Annotated in this window: 16 protein-coding genes and 2 pseudogenes; 16 read left to right on the top strand and 2 right to left on the bottom strand. The window is 36.2% G+C overall.

The window, feature by feature from the left end:
* Position 1 precedes the first annotated feature (1 nt).
* A complete protein-coding gene (locus tag ACZZ9T_RS04545; RefSeq protein WP_463441102.1) occupies positions 2-1,240 on the bottom strand; it encodes an OmpP1/FadL family transporter in 1,239 nt (412 codons plus the stop codon).
* A gap of 280 nt (positions 1,241-1,520) precedes the next feature.
* Here ACZZ9T_RS04545 and ACZZ9T_RS04540 point away from each other — a divergent pair, with 280 nt between their 5' ends.
* The 7 genes and pseudogenes from ACZZ9T_RS04540 to ACZZ9T_RS04510 all read left to right on the top strand — a co-directional run bounded on the left by ACZZ9T_RS04540 (position 1,521) and on the right by ACZZ9T_RS04510 (position 11,353).
* Complete coding sequence (locus tag ACZZ9T_RS04540) at positions 1,521-2,963, top strand: PSP1 domain-containing protein (RefSeq protein ID WP_463441101.1); 1,443 nt, start codon at positions 1,521-1,523, stop codon at positions 2,961-2,963.
* Entirely contained in the window at positions 2,956-3,417 is a 462-nt protein-coding gene (locus ACZZ9T_RS04535) for a gliding motility lipoprotein GldH (RefSeq protein WP_463430195.1), read from the top strand. The genes ACZZ9T_RS04540 and ACZZ9T_RS04535 overlap by 8 nt, the downstream gene beginning before the upstream one ends.
* Positions 3,418-3,423: 6 nt before the next feature.
* Positions 3,424-5,804 (top strand): annotated as a pseudogene (locus ACZZ9T_RS04530) (penicillin-binding protein 1A).
* 76 nt (positions 5,805-5,880) lie between these two features.
* Positions 5,881-7,422 (top strand): protein adenylyltransferase SelO, encoded by a 1,542-nt coding sequence (locus ACZZ9T_RS04525; RefSeq protein ID WP_463441100.1) that lies wholly within the window; start codon positions 5,881-5,883, stop codon positions 7,420-7,422.
* A gap of 86 nt (positions 7,423-7,508) precedes the next feature.
* Entirely contained in the window at positions 7,509-8,450 is a 942-nt protein-coding gene (locus tag ACZZ9T_RS04520) for a choice-of-anchor J domain-containing protein (protein ID WP_463441099.1), read from the top strand.
* A 250-nt stretch (positions 8,451-8,700) separates the two neighbouring features.
* Positions 8,701-10,002, top strand: coding sequence for a WD40/YVTN/BNR-like repeat-containing protein (locus tag ACZZ9T_RS04515; RefSeq protein ID WP_463441098.1), 1,302 nt, complete (start codon positions 8,701-8,703; stop codon positions 10,000-10,002).
* 76 nt (positions 10,003-10,078) lie between these two features.
* Positions 10,079-11,353, top strand: coding sequence for a DUF6080 domain-containing protein (locus ACZZ9T_RS04510; RefSeq protein WP_463441097.1), 1,275 nt, complete (start codon positions 10,079-10,081; stop codon positions 11,351-11,353).
* Positions 11,354-11,405: 52 nt separating this feature from the next.
* On the opposite strand, the gene ACZZ9T_RS04505 is transcribed toward ACZZ9T_RS04510, so the two are convergent.
* Positions 11,406-11,789, bottom strand: a complete 384-nt coding sequence (locus ACZZ9T_RS04505) for an SPOR domain-containing protein (RefSeq protein WP_463441096.1) — start codon at positions 11,787-11,789, stop codon at positions 11,406-11,408.
* Positions 11,790-12,120: 331 nt separating this feature from the next.
* On the opposite strand from ACZZ9T_RS04505, the gene ACZZ9T_RS04500 reads away from it, so the two are divergent.
* From ACZZ9T_RS04500 to ACZZ9T_RS04460, 9 genes and pseudogenes are all read left to right on the top strand, one after another.
* Entirely contained in the window at positions 12,121-13,476 is a 1,356-nt protein-coding gene (locus ACZZ9T_RS04500) for a c-type cytochrome (RefSeq protein WP_463441095.1), read from the top strand.
* A gap of 23 nt (positions 13,477-13,499) precedes the next feature.
* Positions 13,500-16,544 carry a TAT-variant-translocated molybdopterin oxidoreductase gene (locus tag ACZZ9T_RS04495; protein ID WP_463441094.1) on the top strand — a complete coding sequence of 1,015 codons (3,045 nt, stop codon included), beginning with the start codon at positions 13,500-13,502 and terminating at the stop codon, positions 16,542-16,544.
* Positions 16,545-16,569: 25 nt separating this feature from the next.
* Positions 16,570-17,968: pseudogene (gene nrfD / locus ACZZ9T_RS04490) on the top strand (NrfD/PsrC family molybdoenzyme membrane anchor subunit).
* The gene (locus ACZZ9T_RS04485) at positions 17,955-18,476 is read left to right on the top strand and encodes a DUF3341 domain-containing protein (protein ID WP_463430187.1); all 522 of its coding nucleotides are present in this window, start codon (positions 17,955-17,957) and stop codon (positions 18,474-18,476) included. The pseudogene nrfD and the gene ACZZ9T_RS04485 overlap by 14 nt, the downstream one beginning before the upstream one ends.
* Positions 18,469-19,152 carry a c-type cytochrome gene (locus ACZZ9T_RS04480; RefSeq protein ID WP_463441093.1) on the top strand — a complete coding sequence of 228 codons (684 nt, stop codon included), beginning with the start codon at positions 18,469-18,471 and terminating at the stop codon, positions 19,150-19,152. Before ACZZ9T_RS04485 ends, ACZZ9T_RS04480 begins: the two co-directional genes overlap by 8 nt.
* 8 nt (positions 19,153-19,160) lie before the next feature.
* Positions 19,161-20,492 carry a quinol:cytochrome C oxidoreductase gene (locus ACZZ9T_RS04475; RefSeq protein ID WP_463441092.1) on the top strand — a complete coding sequence of 444 codons (1,332 nt, stop codon included), beginning with the start codon at positions 19,161-19,163 and terminating at the stop codon, positions 20,490-20,492.
* A gap of 124 nt (positions 20,493-20,616) precedes the next feature.
* Entirely contained in the window at positions 20,617-21,633 is a 1,017-nt protein-coding gene (locus ACZZ9T_RS04470) for a hypothetical protein (protein ID WP_463441091.1), read from the top strand.
* A 51-nt stretch (positions 21,634-21,684) separates the two neighbouring features.
* Positions 21,685-22,875, top strand: a complete 1,191-nt coding sequence (locus ACZZ9T_RS04465; RefSeq protein WP_463441090.1) for a hypothetical protein — start codon at positions 21,685-21,687, stop codon at positions 22,873-22,875.
* Between the two features lie 133 nt (positions 22,876-23,008).
* Entirely contained in the window at positions 23,009-23,719 is a 711-nt protein-coding gene (locus ACZZ9T_RS04460) for a YfgM family protein (RefSeq protein ID WP_463441089.1), read from the top strand.
* Positions 23,720-23,723: the final 4 nt, after the last annotated feature.

Below are 23,723 nucleotides of genomic sequence, written 5' to 3'. Positions count from 1 at the left end.
ATTAAAAAGGGTTGTAAGATAAACCTAAACCAACATAAAATGCTTTAGCTTTTGCCTGACCATAAAAACCAAGATATTCATTTTTCACATCTCTGCTCTGTGGCATTACATATCCACCGGCAACATCTACTCCGAATTGTTTCAGTTTAAATCCTAAACCGCCTGTAAGCACGAAAGAATCAAAAGAAGGTGTTTCGGGGATGAAGTTTTCATCCGTATAAGGAGACTCGTCATAGTAAGCACCTAGACGACCAAATATCATATTGGTAAATGCATATTGAGTTCCTAATCTCACAGTTTTCGAGTTTCTGAAATTTTTAGGAGCAACAAGCACTGTAGGATCTGCCTGATTACCGATCGGGGCATTGGCAAAATCTAATGTCAGCTTGCTGTATCTTTCCCAACCGTGATAATTAAAGTCTGCCGAAATTAACCACTTCGGTGTTACTTTATAAGTTAGACCAATGGTATATTCTTCTACTAAAGGCAAAGTTGCCGTAAAGCCATCCTGTCCAGCCGAATTCAAGCCTAATAAACCGTTAACCGTACTTTGTGCGGGAACAGTAAATGTAGCGGTTCCTTTTTTAGCTTTCATATCAATCGGAGAACGATAAGCGATACTCATATCAAACTTAGGATCGGGTCTGAAATAGAAACCAAAACCATAGCCGTGACCACTTGCCTTTTCATCGTTGATATTAACTGTTCCTCCGAATTGCGTCACCGCTTTATCCCAGTTTACCTGTCCTTTTGCATAAATATAACTTGCTCCAAAAGCTAACCAATCAGCCATTTTTACAGACACCATCGGCTGAAAGTAGAAACTTTTCAATTCTAATTTCTGCACCATCTCTCTGCCTTCCCAATCGTAAGGATATTGAATAGTGCTTCCGAAAGGCGTTGTGAAACTGAAACCGATGGATAATTTATCAATTGGCTTGTACGCAATCGCAGCATAAATAGGTGTTCCGATAGGATTATCAGTTTCTGTACTCTGCAGTGTATTTAAATTTTGAAAAGTAACTTTATTACTTGCTCCAAAACCTCCGGCAACAATGCTCAGTTTAGACGGAATGAATGACATACCTGCAGGATTGAAGAATGCAACACTCGCATCTTCAGCATGAGCACTGGTATGTGCCATCGCCAATTGCTTTACCCCTTGCAATGAAACCCTGAAGCCTCCTGCATAAGATAGAACCCCAGCCAATAAAGCAGTTGATACTAATATTTTTTTCATAGACATATATTATATAATTCAAATATAAAATTATTTTGACTACAAGTGTTAATTATTCTTAACATTTTAAACAAACCGACAAAAGAAAATTATGTTTAAAATAACACTTTTGATAATTCAACAACTAAGTGACTATTTATAAACACTTTACACACGAAAATAATTAACTATAAATGCTGACGTTTAAGTTTAAACATTGAAGAAAATAAAGATTTACTATATTTGGAATTGTGTAAAGATAAAAATCAATAAATTTGCAAGATTAAATAAATTATAATATATGAGTTGTGGATGCAAAACATCCGGCGATTCTGCACATTCTTGCGGAACGAAATCCGCGAATGGCTGTGAAAGTGTAAATACCTGTGGTAATAGTTATAAATTAAGTGTTTTCGATTGGTTATCTAACGTACAAAACCCCGCATCTAACAGATGTGATTTTGTGGAAGTTAGATTTAAAAATGACAGAAAATCATTTTATAAAAATGTAAACAATATCCCTTTACATATAGGTAGCGTAGTAACAGTAGAATCTAGCCCCGGACATGATGTAGGTGTGGTAAGTCTCTCAGGAGAATTGGTAAAAATTCAGATGAAAAAGAAAAGATTTTCAACTGAAGACCCCCTTAAAATATACAGATTAGCTAACCAGAAAGATATTGAAATCTGGCAGGAAGCAAGAAAAAAGGAAGAAATAGTAAAAGTTGACGCCAGAAAAATATCTCACAGATTAGGTCTTGAAATGAAGATCACGGATGTGGAATATCAAGGCGACGGATCAAAAGTAACATTTTACTACACAGCAGACAGTCGTGTAGATTTCAGAATGTTGATTAAAGAATTTGCCGGAACGTTCAGAACTAAAATCGATATGAAGCAGATCGGTTTCAGACAGGAGGCCGCAAAAATCGGAGGAATTGGCTCATGTGGAAGAGAACTGTGCTGTTCAACCTGGTTAACAGATTTCAGATCTGTGAACACCAACGTTGCAAGATATCAGCAATTAAGCATCAATCCTCAAAAATTAGCTGGACAATGCGGAAAGCTGAAATGTTGTCTGAACTATGAATTAGACAGTTACCTGGATGCATTAAGTCATTTCCCGTCTTCTTCAACAATGCTTGACACTGAAAAAGGAAGAGCTTTTTGTATTAAAATTGACGTTTTCAAAAAGAAAATGTGGTTTGCTTACGTTGACAGTTCAATGGCTTGGTACGATTTCGATATCGATTTAGTTAAAAAACTGATTGCACAAAATAAGAAAGGTGAAAAAATACTTCCGCTTGAAGAGCTGAAAGTACCGGATATTGCTTTACCAAGCGTAGATCTTATTCAGGAGAACAGTGTAGACAGATTTGAGAAGAAAAACAGAGGAGGTTTTAATAAAAGCAGAAATCCTAATCAGAATCAAAACCCACATCAACCCAGACCGAATAACAATCAGGGACCAAGAAAAGATCGCCCGGAAAGGACTGACAGAAATGACAGACCTCAAAAAGCAGAGCGACCTGCAACTGATAAACCAGCAAACTCTGAAAGACCGAGAAATACAAATCCCAATGCAAAACCTAATCCTAACCAAAACCAAAGACAGCCAAGGCCGCAGCAACCAAAGGTTCAGTTAGAAAACGCAGAGGCTAATGTAAATCCTGAACAGAAAGCGCAACCGGCAAAAAAGAAGTTTAAAAAGAAATTTCCTCCCAAAAAAGATAACAATGCATAGAATTTTAGGGATAATAATGCTTTCTTTTTTAATCGGATGCAGCACTTCCGGTGAAGATGTTATCATGAACTCTGTTGATAATAAATGGAGTAAGAAAGCCGAACAAAAATTTAAACTCGAAATCACAGATCCTCAAAATCCTAAAAATATTATATTTGTGGTAAGGAATAATAATGAATATCCTTACAGCAATATCAGATTTATTGTTAATTTTAAAAACCAAAAAAGCAAGATTGCTCAGGTTGATACCTTGAATTACATTTTGGCAAAACCAAATGGCGAATGGCTGGGTACAGGATTTGGAGAAACGAAAGAAACATTATTTCAATATAAAACAAATTATAAATTCCCGGCTAAAGGAACTTATGAAATTGGAGTATTGCAGGCCATGCGAAACGACAATCTTCCGGGAATTGAAGACTTAGGTATAAAAGTAGAAACGGCTAAACCGTAATTATACATGGAAGACAACAGACAAAATATAGGAAACAAGGGAAAAACGTTCCCGCTTCCTCCTAAAAAAAACGGTAAAAATACTGCGTGGAAGAAGTGGGTCAAATTCATTTGGGTTGGCTTTATTGCAGTAGTTTTAGGGATTTCAGGACTTTTCTTTGCGGTTTCCCAAGGGTTTCTTGGTGAAATGCCGGATGTAAAAGAACTTGAAAACCCCGATATTTATGTGGCATCGCAGATTATTTCTTCAGACGGAGTTGTTTTAGGCAAATTCGAAAAAGAAAAAACACAGCCAGTAACCTATCAGGAGCTTCCTCCTCATCTTATTTATGCACTTCAGGCTAAAGAAGATGAGCGATTTAAAGAACATTCCGGTATTGATCTGAAATCAATTCTTAGAGCTGTAAGATACAGAGGTGACAGAGGTGGAGGTTCAACAATTACACAACAGCTTGCAAAGCTATTGTTTACCAAAGAACCGTCTCGAAATCCTGTAAAAAGAGCGATTCAGAAACTTAAAGAGTGGGTAGTAGCAGTAAGTCTTGAAAAAAGATATACTAAAGAAGAAATCATCACTTTGTATTTCAATAAGTTTGATTTCACTTACAATGCCAATGGTATTGAGATGGCTTCAAAAATCTATTTTAATAAATCCGCAAAACAGCTTACTTTACCTGAGGCTGCTGTTTTCGTATCGATGTTAGAAGCTCCCATTGCCAATAATCCTTTGAGAAATCCTGAAAGAGCAAAGAGAAGAAGAGATGTTGTTCTTGAGCAAATGCTTGGTACAGGTTATGTAGATCAGACAACTTATGATAAAGCGATTGCCACTCCAATAACTACGGAATATACTCCCATCAAGAATATAAATGACAATCACTCTGCTTATTATAAATTTTATCTGAAAAAAGAAATCGACAAATATTTAGGTGACTATGAAAAAGAAACAGGCAAGCAATTAAATCTTTATAAAGACGGTTTAAAGATTTATGTGACTCTTGATTCCAAAATGCAGCAGTATGCTGAAGAATCCATCAAAGAACACTTAACAGATCTTCAGAAAAGATTTGATGCAGAACAAAGAGGAAGAAAAAACAGACCTTTCTACCTGATTTCCGACAAGCAGGCAAATGGTATCATGATGCAGGCGGTAAAAAGAACCGGACGTTACAAACAACTTGAAAGAGCTGGTGTTCCTGAAGATTCTATCCTGATGGAATTCCATAAACCTATAAAAACTTCTCGTTTTACTTGGGCAGGCGAAGAAGAAGTTGAAATGTCGCCTTGGGATTCTATCAGATATCACAAACAAATCGCACAGGCAGGGTTGATGTCAATAGTTCCAGGAACCGGTGAAATTAAAGCCTGGGTTGGAGGAATTGATTGGCAACATTTCCAGTACGATCACATTAAACAGGGGAAAAGACAAGTAGGATCTACATTTAAACCTTTTGTTTATGCTACGGCTATTATGAAATTAGGTTTAACACCTTGCTCTACCATCTCAAATGCAAGTTTTAATAAAGGAAGTTATCATGTTCCTGGGAGAGGAGGAATGCTTACGCTGAAAGATGCTTTAGCTCATTCTCAAAACCCTGTAGCATTAAGACTTGCTGAAATGTCTGGAACCCAGAGTGTCATACAAACTGCAAGAGATCTGGGTGTAACAGAAGAAATATCTACCAGCTTGCCGATGGCATTAGGTGCTTCTGATATTACCATTTATGAAATGGTGGGTGCTTACAGTACTTTTGCTAATTATGGTAACTATAATAAACCTGAGATGATCTGGAGAATTGAAGATGCCAACGGAAGAGTGATCAAAGAAGTAAACGGAGAACCGAAAGAAGTAATGAATCCTAACTACGCTTACACCATGATTGAGCTGATGAAAGGGGTAGCACAATTTGGTACTGCTTCCGGAGAATTAGGAAGAAAAGGAATATCAAAAGATGTAGAAATAGCAGGTAAAACTGGTACTACACAGAACAACTCAGACGGTTGGTTTATGGGGATTACTCCAAAACTTGCAACCGGAGCTTGGGTTGGCTGGGAAGACAGAGCTACTCACTTTTGGGGAACCGGTGAAGGACAAGGAGCGAAAATGGCATTACCAATCTGGGCGATTTACATGAAAAAGTCTGGGCAGATAAAACGCTTAAGATTTCTCCTGATGATAAATTTGTGAAACCGGGCGACTGGAAAGACGGATGCTCCAATCTTCAAGGACTAAGCGGTGGGTATGGTGATGACGGCGGATTACAAACCATCGATCAAATCAAAAATCCTAAACCTGCAGACCCTACACCAAAAAATAATTCAGGTAAAAAAGAAGACAATGTCAACGAAAATCTGAATACAGGAGAAGAAATAGATTTTAATAAATAAAAATCTTATAACAATCATAAGACCTTTCAATCACTGAAGGGTCTTTTTTTTGAACTCATTTTCATAAATTTGAATTATGAATCTTCAAAACATCAAACAACCGTTCATCGAAAATTTTCCAGGAGATTTTTCTAAAAATCCCATTCAGAGAAATACACCAAAAGTATTATTCTCAATCATTGATCCGGTAGGATTTGCTGAGCCGAAATTAATTGCTTTTAATGAAAAACTTTCTGAAGAGATCGGTTTAGGAAAATTTGAAGATCATAATGTTGACTTTCTTGTGGGGAACAACTTACCTGAAAACATAAAAACTTATTCAACAGCCTATGCAGGTCATCAGTTTGGAAACTGGGCCGGACAACTCGGCGACGGAAGGGCCATCCTTGCAGGAGAAATCGAAAATGAAGCAGGAGAAAAAACCGAAATTCAATGGAAAGGTGCGGGAGCGACTCCTTATTCAAGACACGCAGATGGAAGAGCAGTCTTAAGATCATCTGTGAGAGAGTACCTGATGAGTGAAGCGATGTATCATTTGGGAATACCTACAACTCGGGCATTAAGTCTTTGCTTCACCGGAGAAAACGTAGTTAGAGATATGATGTACAGTGGAAATCCGCAGGAAGAGAAAGGCGCGGTTGTCGTAAGAACGGCTGCAAGTTTTTTACGTTTCGGACATTTTGAACTGATGTCTGCTCAAAAGGAAATTGATACGTTACAGAAACTCACTGATTTTACGATTAAAAATTATTTCCCGGAAATCACTTCTGAAGGTGAACAAAAATATAAGGATTTTTTCCAGTCGGTTTGCACAAAAACGGCAGATTTGATGGTTGAATGGTTCAGAGTAGGTTTTGTACATGGAGTGATGAATACGGATAATATGTCAATTCTTGGATTAACAATCGATTACGGTCCTTTTTCTATGATGGATGAATATGATCTGAATTTTACTCCAAATACTACAGATCTTCCTGGTAGAAGATATGCATTCGGTAAGCAAGGTCAGATCTCCCAATGGAATCTTTGGCAACTTGCCAATTCTCTTTTTCCATTAATAAAAGATGAAAAATTTCTTGAAGAAACCTTAAATTCTTACGGAACTTATTTTTGGGAAACGCATGATCAAATGCTTTGTAAAAAATTTGGGTTTGATCAGCTCTTGGAATCTGATGAAGAATTTTTCAGTAATTGGCAGGGTTTGATGCAGGAACTTCAGTTAGATTATACTTTATTTTTTAATGTACTGGAAAGATTAGATGAGGTTTCAGATTTAAAAGCTGATATTCAAAAAATATCTTACATTATTTTAGATGAGTTTAAAGTAAAAAAACTGGAGAATTTTATCCAATTATATAAAGAGCGATTGGATAACAACACCATTTCAAAAACGGAATCTTTAGATTTAATGAAAAGAACCAACCCGAAGTTTCTTTTGAGAAACTATCTTTTATTCGAGTGCATCGATGAAATCAACGAAGGAAAAATTGAAATGCTTAATAAATTGACTAAAGCTTTAGAAAATCCTTATGAAGAAATTTTTCCGGAATTTTCGGTAAAGAGACCTTCAAATTATGATGATATTAGTGGGTGTTCAATGCTTTCTTGTAGCTCATGAGTATAAATATTGTAACAAAATTAAAATTTAACATAATAATTTATTCCAGATACTATTTTATTACTAATTTTATAAAAAATTTTTTTATGAAAAAACTTCTACTATCTGCACTTGCACTAACAATAAGTGTATCTGCATATTCTCAAACTTTATTAGATGAAAGTTTTGAATCTTATACAAATTTTGCAATCACAGGATTTGGTGGATGGCAAACGTTGGATCTTGATGGCCTGAATACATACACTGGAGGTGGACCTGTTGTTGGTGGAACTACAACATGGGCTCCAGATTGGCTAAACGCAGGCGATCCAATGGCTTTTCAGATTTTCAATCTTTCGGCTAGTAATGCAACTAATAATGCTACATCTACAGCTACCGATGAAGAAGTAAGAGATTTTTCGCCACACTCTGGACAAAAAGCAGCCGTATCGTGGGCTGGAGTGCCTACCACATCTGTAACAGCCAACAATGACTGGCTGATTTCACCAGTCGTTACACTTGGAGCTAGCAATAATATATTAACTCTATGGGTTAAAGCATTATCACCAGCATTTGTTGAGAGATATAAAATTGGAGTATATGTTGGTAGTGGTACACCAACATCGGTTTCAAACTTTACGATTATTGCGGGAAGTACGGGTGGATCTATAGCTCCTTCAACTTGGCAACAAGTTACTACTAGCTTAAATGCATATTCTGGACAGAGTATAAGAATAGGTATACAATACATGGCTGCAGATAAATACATGTTATTAGTTGATGATGTTAAGATTACAACAGGAGTTTTATCAACAGATGAAGTTTCAAGATCGAAAACAAGCATTTACCCAAACCCTACAAAAGGAGAAGTTAACATCAAAACTGATAATAAAATAAAATCTTCTACAGTATTTGACCTGTCTGGTAAAGTGTTACTCCGAACGGATTCACAAAAAGTAAATATCGGTTCTTTCACAAAAGGAACTTATTTATTAAAAGTTGAATTTGCTGACGGAAGCATAAAAACCGAAAAAATAATTAAAGATTAATTATTTAATTATTTTACCAATACATTAAAACTCACCATAACTGGTGGGTTTTTTTATTTGATTTGCAGTAATATAAGCCGTCTATCTATATTAATTTCAAAGTCAATATTCAAGATTATTCTTCTTCTACTCTTATGAACTTATAATCATATTTCAAACAACTAATCCTTGACTAAACTTAGCAATTAATTACAGAATTTTTTAATTACCAACTATTTAGGTTTTTTTTATTAAGTTTGTAAAAAAAATTATGAACAAATTACTACTTTCTGCATTTGCGTTAACAATATGTGCAAATGCATATTCACAATTAACCTGGACTCCACAAAATTCGGCTTTTGCTAATGCAAGCACAGGAATAAGTACTATTTCTATTGTGGATAACAATACATCATGGGCATTAGGATATGATGGAAGTGCTTTGCCTGCCAACTATCAGACATTTACCAAAACAACCAATGGAGGTACAACCTGGTCTTCAGGAACTATTAGTGTAGGTAATGCAGCTTACCTAATTTCTGACTTGACTGCAGTTTCTGGAACTACAGCTTGGGCAACAGCAACTCCTACCTTAGGAGGAAACGGTGGTGGAGTATGGAAAACGACTAATGGTGGAACAACGTGGACAAAGCAAACATCAGCTTTATTTAATTTATCTGCATCTTTTGCAAATACGATTTATTTTTGGGATGAAAACAATGGTGTTGCTATGGGAGATCCGACCGGAACTTTATTCGAGATCTATACAACTGCAAATGGTGGCACAAACTGGACTAAATTGACAGCTGCGTCTGTTGCAGCAGCAACTTCAGGAGAATTTGGCTATGTTCATCTTAAAGAAGTTGCAGGAGACAATATTTGGTTTGGTACTTCGGCTGGAAGAATTTTTAAATCCGCTAATAAAGGTGCCACATGGACTGTTGTTTCAACACCAATTTCAGATTTTGGCGGTACAACATCAAGTGGAAAAATAGCTTTAAAAGACGCAAATAATGCTTGGATTTTGGGTAACGATGGAGCAGTTTATTCTACTACAAATGGAGGAACAACTTGGACTACATTACCTATAATTCTAACACAAGCATCAGATATCACTTATGTTCCTGGGACTACTTCAACTTTAATAGCAGTAGGTAATGCGGCAGGATCTAGTATAAGCTCGAATGGTGGTACTAGTTGGACAACCATTGAAAGCTCAAACGATTTGGTCAGTGTAGCTGCTTTGAATACATCTACAGTTTTTGGGGGAAGTTTTAACACGAGTTCTACAGTAGGGGGAATGTTTAAATTATCTGCAATATTAGCAGTTAACGATATTGCAAATGTAAAAACTACTTCCATCAACGTATACCCTAACCCAACAAAAGGAGAAATCAACATCAAAACTGACAAAAAGATCAAGTCTTCAACAGTATTTGACCTTTCAGGTAAAGTATTATTGCAAACAACTTCAGAAAAAGTTAATATTAGTTCTTTCACAAAAGGAACCTACTTATTAAAAGTTGAGTTCGCTGATGGAAGCACAAAAACTGAAAAAATTATGAAAGACTAATTTATTCTCAGATATAAAGTATAACTCACCCTAATCGGTGAGTTTTTTTATTTTATTTTTGCACAAAATTAATCTTGTGTCTGTACAATCAAAATTTATAAACTTCCTTAAAATTGTTTTTCCATCAACCTTTATTGAGTTGGGTCTTTTCGTTTTCTTTTTATTAGCGTACGGAGTTTTGGGATCATATATTGCAGTCAATTACAGAATAATTTTTGACAGCAGAATTCCTTGGGATGCTTATTTTAGTTTTGACAATAAAGCTATTATTATGACTGGCGGAAGTTTTGAAAGACATCCTTTGTCTTATTACTTTTTCAACTGGATGCGAGATTCCGTCTTGTTTTTCACCAATGGAAAAATGGATGTGAATTTCAGACTGATTTTAGCATGGCTAAGCAATTTTGTTATAAGTTTAAGCTTAGTTCAGGTCTACAAGTATTTAAACAATATCATCAGACTCCCTTTGTTTTTAAGTTTACTGATTGTCTTCTTTTTCAGTTTATTTTCAACAAACATTCTCCTTTCATTCACACCGGAAACATACACATACACTCTATTTCTACTGGTTTTATACAATTATTACACTGCCATTAAATTTAAAAAAGATGGGAAAATTGCAGGCTCAGCACTCATTCTTGCGGGAGTAACAATCGGTGGATTGACTGTGACAAATATTGTAAAAATCTTCATCCCTGTTATTTTCGAAAAAGGTTTATTCAAAAGCTGGAAAAAATTTGGGAATGCCTCATTCAGAGTACTCCTTTCTTGCCTTGTATTTATACTTTTATACCTGAATCGGATCGATTTTAAATATCAAAATATTCTTGCAAAATCTGGTGAGCAATATGAGAAATTCTCCAATGTGAAGTCAACACCGATTTGGGATATGATTTATTCCTATTTTTTCGGAGGAAATATCCTTTTTCCAAGCTTTTTTATCCGTGAAAAGCATAATATGAAAGGTTTTTATTTCAAAGCTATTTTCATGGAGGTGTACTCTACTGCTTTTGCATACCTATTTATCGGTCTGATATTGGGGTTTTTATTGTGGAGTTATTTTAAGAATTTCAGGAATAAATTGGTGCAGATTCTCATGCTTTCGTTTTTAGTAGATATTGTCATTCACTGTATCTTCAGATTTGGACTTCATACTTCATACATCTACGGCGGACACTTTGTTTTTGTTTATCCTGTATTGTTTGGATGGCTGTTTTTTGCATATAAAAATTCACCAAAAATACTTTCTTTTCTTACGACAGCTACAAGTATTTTTACCTTTTATCTATTGCTAAACAATTACCACAGAATGATTGATTTTTTTGATTTTCTAAACACATATTATCAATAAAAAAGCGCAGAGAAGACATCTTCCCTACGCTATTATTTATATTTTCTAATCTTTATTTTGCTTCAGCACAGAAAATTCTGTATTGCACTGCCATAGCAGATTTGAAATATTCTTTTACTCTTGAAAGATCTGCAGCGGCGCTCTGTTTGGTAAAATAGCTTCCTGCCAAAATCTTGTAGTTGGGTCTTAGAGAAGCATCCGTTTCTACTTTCAGATTGGGAAATCTTTTTCTGAAGTATGCTTTCACTTCATTCGCCTCTTCATTGCTCTTTACTGTTGTTATCTGAATTTTAAATCCTAAGATTCTCGGATTTTTTCTGCAAACTTCAGCATTGGTAAGCTCTCTGTTGGGAACAAAAATCTTCGCAGGTCTTGTTGGGGTTTCATAATCTGTGGTAGAATTATTCACAGCAACTCTTGCGCATTTTTCTTCCAAGACCGCTCATCACGTCATTAACACGTGAATCCATAGTCATTACCAGCTCAGTTCCAGACAATGTATCTCTCTTTACAACCTGTTGGGCATCAACGCTATAAAAACCGAAGAAAGAAAGCATTGAAAATATTTTGATGAAATTTCTCATTTAAACTTATTTCTGCAAATTTAGAATAATTTAAAAATACAGCAACCATAGTTATTTAGAATAGTTACAAATTATACGTTGATGACATTTTCCCCTCTGCTTATACCGTTAAATTCCTGTTAAAAATATTATTTTTGCGGAATTGATTACTAATTCAATATTTACTAACATAAGATAATTTAAATGATTAGTTGGAGAAAGCATTATAAAAAAGGGCTGATTGCGATAGGTTTATTGCTATCAACAAGTGCTTCAATTTACGGGCAAGACGGCGATCCTAAAAATGGTGAAAAACTTTTTAAGGCAAACTGTACAGCATGTCACGCGTTGGATAAACAAGTTATCGGTCCTGCACTGAAAGGTGTAGTAGATAGACTTAAAACCGAACAAGGACTTGATACAGATTGGCTTCATAAGTGGATTAAAGATAACAAGGCACTTAGAGCTTCTGGCGACAAGTATGCAAATGAGGTCTTTGAAAAATTTAATAAAACTGAAATGTTGGCGTTTCCTAATCTTGCAGATAAGGATATTGATGACATCTTAGCTTATACAACTAATCCTCCTGCTGAAGAGCCTAAAGTAGATGCAGCAGCACCTGCTGCTGGAACAGCAAACTCCGCATCTACAAATAATACGACTTCAAGCATTGTAATTATTTCACTTCTGGCAATTGCCGGTTTACTGGTTTGGATCTTAGTCAAACTAAGACAATTGGTAAAATTAGGTCAGTCTGATGATTTGGCCGGGCTTAATGAAACAAGAGTAAAATCTTTCAGTGAAATCTATGAAAAATACCACTACATCGGCAAAGGTCTTTTGGCTGTTTTAGCCCTTTTAGCAACTTACGGTGTATGGAACTGGATCATGTGGATCGGTGTTTATAAAGGGTATAAGCCTGAACAACCTATCTACTTCTCTCACAAAATTCACGCTGGAGAAAATAAAATCGACTGTCAGTTATGTCACTCAAGTGCAAAATACGGTAAGGTTTCTGAAATCCCTTCTATGAACGTTTGTATGAACTGTCACAGAACAATTTCTGAGTACAATGGTAAATACCTTGAACCAGGAAAAGACAAAGCATTCTATGACGGAGAAATCCAGAAGATTTATGCTGCAACGGGATGGGATCCTGCAAAACAGCAATACACAGGTAAGACAACTCCTGTAGAATGGACAAGAATTCACAATATGCCGGATTTTGTTTACTTCAACCACTCACAACACGTAGTAGCAGGTGAACAAGCGATTATCAATTCATTCAACAAGAAAAATCCTGATAATAAGATTGATGTTGTATGTAAAGCATGTCACGGAAAAATTGACACAATGAATGTGGTACAAATGGCAAACGACTTCACTATGGGATGGTGTATCGAATGTCACAGAACTACTGAAGTTGATATGAACAACGGTTATAATAAAGAATACTTCAAAAATCTACACGAAAAGCTTAAAAAGCAATACCCTCAAGATGGCGGTAAAATTACTGTAGATGCGATTGGAGGTCTTGAGTGTGGTAAATGTCATTATTAATAACTAAAAAATCAGAAGTATAAATGGCTTCAAACAAAATACAATTTAGAAGTATTCACGAACTTAAAGACCCTGCCCTAAACGGTAAGCTGGCTCTTAAAGAGTTCCAAGAAGAAATTCCGGTAGAAGATTTCTTAGGAGATGCTGAGAAAAGTGATGCTAGTACAACAAGAAGAGATTTCTTGAAGCTATTAGGTTTCTCAACCGCAGCAGTTACTTTAGCAGCTTGTGAGGCTCCGGTAATCAAAACAATTCCTTATGTGGTAAAGCCGCATGATATTATTCCGGGAGTTCCTAACTATTACGCTTCAACATATTTTGACGGTTTCGACTTTGCAAGTGTTTTAGTAAAAACCAGAGAAGGAAGACCAATCAAAATTGAGCCGAACCCTGCAGCTGGTGACTTAGGTAAAACCAATGCAAGAGCTCAGGCAAGTGTACTTTCTCTTTACGATAACGATAAAGTAAAGCAACCAAAACTTGAAGGTAAAGACGAAACTTTCGATAAAGTAGATGATTTTGTAATCAAAGGATTAAATGAAGCAGCAGCTTCAGGTAAAAGAATTGTTTTATTATCTCACTCTTTTGCTTCGCCTACATTCAAAAAATTATTTGCTGAATTTAAAGCTAAATATCCTACCGCTGAACTGGTAACTTACGATGCAATTCCTTACGCTGCTTCTTTGGATGCTTCACAGGAAGTATTCGGACAGAGAGCTTTGCCTGTTTATGACCTTAAAGGTTCTGAGTTGGTAGTTTCTTTTCAGGCAGATTTCTTAGGAGAATACAATGCTGCAAGTTTAGAATCTTCTTACGCCGCTGCAAGAAAGCCTGGAGCAAGCATGTTGAGACACATTCAGGTGGAATCAAACATGTCGTTAACGGGTGCTAATGCAGATTCAAGATATAGATTAAAGCCAAGTGCTGTAAACAAAACTTTAGTTGAAGTTTACAACGCAATTGTTGGAGGTGGCTCTTCAGATAAATTAGCAAACGAAATTTCTAAAGAAGTAACTGCAAAAGGCAGCAAAGCTGTTGTTTTCGCAGATGGTTCAAAAGGTGCTCAGGTTTTAGCTCACTTAATCAACCAAAAATTAGGTTCAGTAGCTTTCACTGGTAAAGCAAACTTCCTTAAAGAATTTGACAAAGCAAGATTTGAAGAATTTTTAGGTTGGGTAAATGGCGGACAGGTTGGTGTATTAATTACCAACAACGTAGACCCTATTTATTCTCACCATAAAGGTCAGGATTTCAAAAAATCTTTAGCTAAAGTTCCTTATGTAATTGCTGTAGCAGACAAGAAAAACGAAATGTATAAAGCAGCGAAAGCTGTAATTCCTGTAGCCAACTGGCTAGAATCTTGGGGTGATATGGAACCTCAGTCAGGCGTTTATTCATTAATGCAGCCTACGATCCAGAAAATCTACAAATCAAGACAGATCGAAGAATCTCTATTGGTTTGGAAAAATGGAAAGAACAATGCAGCAAACAACTATTACGATTATTTAAAAGCGAGTTCAGCTTCTGTATTAGGAGCAACTTCTTTCAACAAAGCTTTGTATAATGGTATTATAGCTTCTAACAATGCAACTACTTTATCTTACGCTGGCGGAAACGCTGCACAGGCTGTTGCTGAATTAGGAAACTTTAAAGCTTCAGATTTAGAATTAGTTTTATATACAAAGACTTCTATTGGAGACGGAACTCAGGCAAACAACCCTTGGTTGCAGGAATTACCGGATCCGTTGACAAGAATGTCTTGGGATAATTATTTGACAATTTCTCCGAAAGATGCTCAAAGATTAGAAATAGAAAATGACCTGAATGCAAGAATGCAGTTAGACGGTTCTCTAGTAAATCTTACAGTAAACGGAGTAACAATAAAAGATGTTCCTGTATTTATTCAGCCAGGTCAGGCAGACGGATCAGTAGGTCTTGCGCTTGGTTATGGTAAAAAAGATTCAGGAGCAACTGCAGATACAGGGGTAAATGCTTATCCTTTATTTGATGGTTCAAACCTTGCCATTTCTAATATTAAGATAGAAAAAACAGGAGAAAACCACGAATTTGCAGGTATTCAGCTTCAAAATACACTGATGGGTCGTTATGACATTGCTAAAGAAGTTCCTTTAAAGGAATACTTAAATGTAGCATTTGATGACGAACACCACGGATGGAATAAGCCATTGGAATATCACACCATCAGCGGTGCGTTACCAGCAGGTAAAATTGACCTTTGGGATGCATTCGATGATACAGACGGTCCTCACTTTAACTTATCGGTTGACTTGAACTCTTGTACTGGTTGTGGAGCATGTATTATTGCATGTCAGGCAGAAAACAACGTTCCTGTTGTTGGTAAAGAAGAGATCAGAATGTCCAGAGATATGTATTGGTTGAGAATCGACCGTTACTATTCTGCTAAAGAAAAAATTGAGACTAAAGAAGGTGTAGAAAGAGGATTGAATGTTCCTCAGCTTTATGACATCTTGATTGAACCAAACGAAAGTCCTGATGTAATTTTCCAGCCGGTAATGTGTCAGCATTGTAACCACGCTCCTTGTGAAACTGTATGCCCGGTAGCGGCTACTTCACACGGTAAGCAGGGTCAAAACCATATGGCTTACAACAGATGTATCGGAACCAGATATTGTGCAAACAACTGTCCGTACAAAGTGAGACGTTTCAACTGGTTTACTTATAACCTGAATGATAAATTTGATTTCAATCAAAATAACGATTTAGGAAGAATGGTACTTAACCCGGATGTTGTTGTAAGAACAAGAGGGGTTATGGAGAAATGTTCATTATGTATCCAAAAGACTCAAGCTACGATCTTAGAGGCTAAGAAAGAAAACAGAAAAGTAACAGATAATGAATTTAAGGGTTCCGTTGCTTGTGCCGCAGCTTGTCCTACAGGATCACTGACTTTCGGAGACATGAATGACAAAGAATCTGAAGTGAGAGAATTATATTCTAGCAACAGAAGATACTATTTACTTGAAGAGATCGGAACAAAACCAAACGTGTTCTATCACACTAAAGTAAGAAACAGAGCAGAAAATTAAAGTTTAAATAATAAATAGGTAAAAAATGTCAGGACATTACGAAGCTCCGATAAGGGAACCTCTGATTATTGGTCACAAAACTTATCACGATATCACAGAAGATATTGCACGACCTATAGAAGAAAGAGCAGGAAAATTATGGTGGGTATCACTATATGCAGCCTTAGTTCTTTTCATCTACGGATTTGGCTGTATCGCCTACACTATCGGGACAGGTATTGGAGCATGGGGGCTTAATAGAACTATTAACTGGGGTTGGGATATTACCAACTTCGTATGGTGGGTAGGTATTGGTCACGCCGGAACCTTAATCTCAGCAGTATTATTATTATTTAGACAGCGTTGGAGAATGTCTGTAAACCGATCTGCGGAAGCAATGACAATCTTCGCAGTTGTACAGGCAGCAATCTTCCCGGTGATTCACATGGGTAGAGTTTGGGTAGGATATTGGGTATTCCCTCTTCCTAACCAGTTTGGTTCTCTTTGGGGGAACTTCAACTCTCCTCTACTTTGGGACGTATTTGCAATCTCTACATATTTCTCAGTGTCAACAGTATTTCTGGTTTATGGGATTGATTCCTGACTTTGCAATGATCAGAGACAGAGCAAAAACTCCTTGGACAAAGAAAATTTATACCTTCCTTGCCTTCGGTTGGGGTGGAAAAGCAAAACACTGGCAGAGATTTGAAGAATTGTCTTTGGTATTGGCAGGTTTGGCAACTCCACTAGTATTCTCGGTACACACTACAGTATCTTTTGACTTTGCTACTTCAGTAATCAAAGGATGGCACTCTACGATCTATCCTCCTTACTTCGTTGCAGGAGCAATCTTCTCAGGATTTGCAATGGTACAAACGCTATTGTTAATCGCCAGAAAAGTGTGTCACCTGGAAGATTATATTACAATGTATCATATTGAAATTATGAACATCGTAATCATCTTAACCGGTGGTATGGTAACTGTAGCTTACGGAACCGAATATTTTATCGGATGGTACTCTGGATCAAGATTTGAAGATTTTACTTATCTTTCTCCGGGTGCTGCAACAGGACCTTACTGGTGGGCTTTCTGGGCATTGATTACTTGTAACTTGATTATCCCTGCATTATTCTGGTTTAAGAGAATAAGAACAAATATTATCGCAACATTTATCATTGCATTAATCATCAACATCGGTATGTGGTTTGAGCGTTTCGACATCATCGTTATCAACCTTTCAAGAGATTACTTGCCAGGAACTTGGACGATGTTTAAACCAACCATTATCGACGTAGGTGTATATTTAGGAACGATCGGGTTTTTCTCTGTATTATTCTTACTATACGCAAGAACGTTCCCTGTAATTGCACAGGCAGAATTAAAATCGATTTTGAAAATCTCAGGTGAAACTTATAAAGCAAAAGAAGGAGATGAGCACCACTAAAATTGTATACGGACTTTATGCAGATGACGACGATCTTATGAACGGAGTTAGAGCATTCAACGATAAAGGAATCGCAATAAACGAAGTTTATACTCCATTCCCTGTTCACGGGCTAGATAAAGCTTTAGGTTTAAAGAAAACAAGAATTTCTGATGCTGCATTTATCTACGCTTTATATGGTGTGAGTATTGGCGCTACCGTTACCTGGTACGTGATGAATCATGACTGGCCTCAGAATATTGGTGGTAAACCAGCTTTTGATTGGGCTCACAACATGCCGGCATTTGTAGTTCCAATGTTTGAACTAATGGTATTCTGTGCTGCACACATGATGTCTTTAACTTTCTTGGTTAGAAATAAAATGTATCCAGGTGCACCGGCTCAGAACCCAGACCCTAGAACCACAGACGATAAATTCATGATGGAATTTATTACTGAAGATGTAGAATCTATTAAGCAGCTGCTTGTTGATACGGGAGTTGAAGAAATAACTGTAAAAGATGCTTAAAATGAAAAGAAATATTTTAAAAATAACAGCAGTTTTAGGTTTAGCTTCAGTTTTACTTAATTCTTGCGGACCAAAAGATAATACCCCATTGGTATATTTCCCGGATATGTACTTTCCGGTAGCTTACGACCCTTTAATGAAAGCTGAGATCGCCTATTCAGATCATGAAAATGAGATTCCTGCATTTGTGAAAAATAACGGTGCTACAGGTCTTGGCCCAGTGGAAGGTTCTGTTGCTCAGAATAAAGACGGTATTTTCGCAGAAAATAAGCTTCCAAAAAACCCGGATGAGTATAACGCTGGTTATGATGCTTCAAAATCATTATCTTCTTCTCCTCTGAACCCAGCTAATGCTGCGAAAGATATTGAAAGAGGTAAAATATTATTTGATCATACTTGTTCAGCTTGCCACGGAACTGGTGGTGACGGACAAGGACCAATCGTGCAAAGCGGAGCATACTCTGGTGTACCCAATTATGCAGACAGAGAAATCACTGTAGGTTCTGTACATTATGTAATAACAAACGGTAGAAATGCAATGGGTTCTTATGCAGGACAATTAAACGCTGGTGACAGATGGAGAGTTGCAATGTACGTGATGAATGCTTTTAAAAAAGGCGCAGTTCCGGCAGCAACTACAGCAGCAAAAACAGATTCTACCGCAACTAAAAAATAAGAAAAGAAATGTATAGTTTTTCACCAAAATTAAAATCAACTTCTATAATACTTCTTGTTGTAGGTTTAGTTCTATTTGGAATTGGTTATTTTATGAATCATGGAATAACTGCAGAAAAAGTTGAACACATGATGGAGGCAGTTCATTCTGCTGGTCACGATGCACCTACACATTCTAGTGAGATGATAGGACCTCAGGATCATGCTTCTCATCTTGAGCATGCAACAATGCAGATTCACAATCAGCCTTTGGCAGCAATACATTTCGTAGCAGTATTTTTCTTCGGAGTAAGTTGTGCAGTATTATTTTTCTACTGTATTCAGCATGCAGCTCATGCAGGATGGCCAATTATTATTACAAGAGTAATGGAAGCTATTGCTTCTTACATCCCTTATGGTGGTGCTATTTTAGTAATTCTAATGCTACTGAATATCTTCCACCAAGGTCACTTATTCCACTGGATGGATCCTGATTTAACAGATCCAAATTCTGCACATTTCGATGTCATCTTGTTTGAAAAGAAAAGATTTTTAAATATTCCTTTCTATGCAATCAGAACATTGATCTACGTAATCGGAGCATCATTCTTCGCATGGAAACTGAAAGCACAATCTAAAAAAGTAGATGATACGAAATCTTTGGTTGAGTATCAGTTCCTTTACAGATGGGCAGTAGGATATATCGCATTCTTCGGGTTTGCTTCTGCAGCTTGGGCATGGGACTGGTTGATGTCTATTGACCCTCACTGGTATTCTACAATGTATATCTGGTATTCTATGGTTAGCTGTCTTTCAAGTGGTATCGCAGTAATTATTTTACTTAGTGTTTACCTGAAGAAAAACGGATTCTTGCCACAGTTCAATGACAATCACTTGCACGATTTAGGAGTTTTCCTTTTTGCGACAAGTATGCTTTGGACGTATACATGGTTCGCACAGTTTATGTTATACTGGTATGCAAACGTACCGGAAGAGGTTAATTACTTCTTTGGAAGATTCCAGCACTACGGTGTGACATTCTTACCGATGTTGATCATCAACTTCTTATTACCACTATTGGTATTGGTAAGTTCAAGCATTAAGAGAAATTATAAAGTGGTTACTATTATGGCGGTTGTTGTAATATTAGGTCACCTTTTAGATTATTTTAATATGGTTATGCCGGGAACGGTTGGTCCTTACTGGAATACTCCTGAAGTTCTTCTGTTAGTATTGGGTGCTATTTTATTTGTTGTAGGATTATTTATCTTCACAGTAATGTCTGCATTGGCTAAATTAAAATTAATTCCGACAGGTAACCCTTACCTTCACGAATCTGAAATTTATGAGTATCCTTTCTAAGGACTTGTAACAAAATAAAACTTTAAAAGACTGATTTATCATAAATCAGTCTTTTTTTGTCATTTAAGGCAACCATTTATTAAAAATACTGTCTTATTATAAAATAAACTTAAAAAAATAAACCATGAAAAAAATTCAGCTACTTACTGTACTATTTGTATTCTTACTCAACTTTGTAAGCGCACAGACCACAACCTTTCTTTCTGAAAAAACAAACCAGCCCCTTCCAAAGGTTTCAGTCTTTGGAAATGACGGAAGCATCGTTGCCTATTCTGACATTGACGGAAAAATAGAAAGAAAGATGTTAACATCTTCTCAGGAAAAATTCCAACTGGTCTATGAGAATATATTGCTAGGAACATTTTCTTATGCTGAACTGGATAAAGATGTGGTAAAGCTAAATGACCGGGTAAAAGATATTGAAACTGTTGTCATAAAAAACACCAAACCTGCAAAATATATTTTGATAAAAGGAAATTTCAATGCCTATGTAACATTAAACAGTAAGCTCAATTGTTACGTTGACGGAATTGTTACCTACGTTTTTGATAACAAAACAAAAAAAGTAAAAAGTACAAACATCGAACAATATCGCATTTTCAGATTAGAGAATGCTAAGAACGAGAAAAAGGAAATGGGATCTTGGGATTATAATTCTTTCCTGGAGCTTCCAAAATTGAAAAGTGTAGGTAATGTAGAAGAATACAAACAGAAAAACACAAAAGTAAAAGAACTTAAAGGAACAAATAAAGACGAAATAGAAATCACAGGTGAAGCACTTCAGGAGAAAGAACTGGCTCTTTTCGGGTATCGCTTCTTTGATATTAGAGGAATTATTAATGTTTCTTACGATAAAGATTCAAAAAAAACATTGCGCGATCTTTTAGAATCCAATGAAATTAGTTTCATCAAAGTAAAACATAAAACTGAGCAACAATATAATCAAATCATAGTGTATAAAAATTTCGCACCTATTGAGCTGGAATTCAGTGACAATAAGGATGTAGAAAAAGTAAAATACGATAAAGATATCAGTCAATACACAACCAGCTACTGGCAAGATTCTTCCTTCCCAAATATGCAGACTATTTTCAGTTCGTTCTTCAAAGAAGATTTAAAGGAAAAAGAAAACAAAAAATAAAGAAACTTTATTCACAAAGGTTTTCTAAATTTGCATCAAACCATAAACAAAATGAAAAAGCTAAGTTTTCTACTTATTTTTAGTTTACTTCTTTTTACAGCTTGTAAGAAAGATCATGCCGATGCTACCACGACTCAGACTTTACAGTCGAGCATCAATGACATGGCATCAAGTCTTACGACGATCAAACAGATCAAATTTAACGAAGCCTTATATATTCTAAAAACTTTTGGTGTTGAGGCAGATGGCGATGTGAATGAGCTGAAAGCTTTGGGTCAACTTATTGATGGAAAAAAAGTTCCTGAAATTTTGTCAATGGCAGATCAGGTGGCTCAGAAAAATGGCATTGAATGGGCAAGTACAGCTCCACCATCATTAGGAGAAATGAATATTTTCGGTGACGAAACAGCAAAAGAAAGCGACCCGAATGATGTAAGAGCAAACTCTTTAAATATTGTAACCCAATTATCCGGTGATGCAGGATATGGGGCAACATCAATGCAAATTATCCCAAGATTGGTAGACAATGCAGGAAAACCTATTGCTTTTACAGGCGCGGCTTTAGAAACCACTTTAGAAGTTTTCAGTAACGGAATTAAGCTTTCGACAGCGAAAAATTTAATGCTGGATAATAATTTCAAAGGATTTAACCTTAAATTTTCATCTTTACTCGCATCTAAAATTGTTGATAATAAAATTGACATCACAGTTTCCGTAAAGACAACTTCAAAAACTTTCAAAATGTCTAAAATAGGATTGGATGTAAATCCAAATGCTTTGAGAGTTCCTGAAATTCCGAAAACAGATTCGACGATGATTGTGGAAGATCCAAATGCAGTGATTGATCCTGCCAATCCCACAGGAACTACTCCAGGTACGGTAACAGATCCAAATACAACTCCTACTCAGCCAAAACCGGCGGTAACTGACCCTAAAGGTACAGTAAGCAAATTTTTAAATAATGTAAGTTCACAAAATTTAAAAGCAGCTTTTGACGCATCAAGCAATCCAAGTTGGGGAAGCTATGAATCATTTTCTAATCCCACATCTGGTTTTGGTGCTGTGAAAAACGTAAGTGTGAAAAACATTACGACCAACGCTTCAAATCCTAATGTCTCGAGTGTGAATGCAACCTATGATGTTACTGATAAAAATGGAAGAACAACTTCTTTAAAAGCAACTTTCGGGCTTAAAAACGTAAATGGAGAATGGAAAATTTCAAGTTATAAGATCAACCCGTAATAATAAGCGAATAATATAACGCTGAAATTTTATGAAAATATAAAGAATTTACAATTCAGATAATAATACCTGCAAAGTATTTTGTAAATCACTTAGAAACAATTAAATTTGCAGTTCAATTTTTTAAGAATTTATGGCAAAATTGGGAAAAAATGCTCCAAATGAGCAAGAAGGTAAAGAAACAGTAGAATTTTTTAAAGATCTTGATAGAGAGGCTTTAAATACAGAAAGATTCTTAGAAAGATATCAGAAACCATTAAGCATCGCTTTCGGAGTTTTAGTTTTGGGAGTTTTAGGGTTTTTCGGATACCAACAGTTTGTGGTAGCTCCAAAAAATGCTGAAGCGGTAAAAACTTATTTAGCAGCTCAGAAAAACCTTACGGAAGGTAAAGATAAAGAAGCTTTGGGTGGAAAATCTGCAGCAAATCCTGGTTATTTGGGAACTTACAACGAATATTCTTCAACTAAAATCGGTAAACTTTCTGCTTATAATGCAGGTTTATTGAAATTCAAAGAAGGTAAATTCCAGGAAGCCTATGATCTTTTGGATAAATTTTCATCTGATAACAAAACATTGATGGCAATGAAGTATGGCGCAATGGCTGATGCACAATCTGGACTTAACAAAAACGATGAAGCTTTATCATTGTTAGACAAAGCCACTTCAGCATCTGATGATCCTTACACTTCTTATTATTTCACAAGAAAAGCGGGTATTTTAGCTTTAGGAATGAAAAAAAATGCAGAAGCTAAAAAATATTTCGCAGCAATTGACGAGAAATATCAGGACTACGACAACGGAATGTCTGATTCTTATATAGAAATGGCTAAATACATAAACTAAAAAC

Source organism: Chryseobacterium sp. AC417 (genome assembly GCF_979258215.1).
The sequence above is the reverse complement of the archived record's forward strand: the minus strand, read 5'-3'. Positions and strand labels throughout refer to the sequence as shown.

Excerpts from the sequence above, each read along its gene's own strand:
- ACZZ9T_RS04545 (WP_463441102.1), bottom strand. The coding sequence starts at position 1,240 with ATGAAAAAAATATTAGTATCAACTGCTTTATTGGCTGGGGTTCTATCT.
- ACZZ9T_RS04540 (WP_463441101.1), top strand. The coding sequence starts at position 1,521 with ATGAGTTGTGGATGCAAAACATCCGGCGATTCTGCACATTCTTGCGGA.
- ACZZ9T_RS04535 (WP_463430195.1), top strand. The coding sequence starts at position 2,956 with ATGCATAGAATTTTAGGGATAATAATGCTTTCTTTTTTAATCGGATGC.
- ACZZ9T_RS04525 (WP_463441100.1), top strand. The coding sequence starts at position 5,881 with ATGAATCTTCAAAACATCAAACAACCGTTCATCGAAAATTTTCCAGGA.
- ACZZ9T_RS04520 (WP_463441099.1), top strand. The coding sequence starts at position 7,509 with ATGAAAAAACTTCTACTATCTGCACTTGCACTAACAATAAGTGTATCT.
- ACZZ9T_RS04515 (WP_463441098.1), top strand. The coding sequence starts at position 8,701 with ATGAACAAATTACTACTTTCTGCATTTGCGTTAACAATATGTGCAAAT.
- ACZZ9T_RS04500 (WP_463441095.1), top strand. The coding sequence starts at position 12,121 with ATGATTAGTTGGAGAAAGCATTATAAAAAAGGGCTGATTGCGATAGGT.
- ACZZ9T_RS04495 (WP_463441094.1), top strand. The coding sequence starts at position 13,500 with ATGGCTTCAAACAAAATACAATTTAGAAGTATTCACGAACTTAAAGAC.
- ACZZ9T_RS04485 (WP_463430187.1), top strand. The coding sequence starts at position 17,955 with ATGAGCACCACTAAAATTGTATACGGACTTTATGCAGATGACGACGAT.
- ACZZ9T_RS04480 (WP_463441093.1), top strand. The coding sequence starts at position 18,469 with ATGCTTAAAATGAAAAGAAATATTTTAAAAATAACAGCAGTTTTAGGT.
- ACZZ9T_RS04475 (WP_463441092.1), top strand. The coding sequence starts at position 19,161 with ATGTATAGTTTTTCACCAAAATTAAAATCAACTTCTATAATACTTCTT.
- ACZZ9T_RS04470 (WP_463441091.1), top strand. The coding sequence starts at position 20,617 with ATGAAAAAAATTCAGCTACTTACTGTACTATTTGTATTCTTACTCAAC.
- ACZZ9T_RS04465 (WP_463441090.1), top strand. The coding sequence starts at position 21,685 with ATGAAAAAGCTAAGTTTTCTACTTATTTTTAGTTTACTTCTTTTTACA.
- ACZZ9T_RS04460 (WP_463441089.1), top strand. The coding sequence starts at position 23,009 with ATGGCAAAATTGGGAAAAAATGCTCCAAATGAGCAAGAAGGTAAAGAA.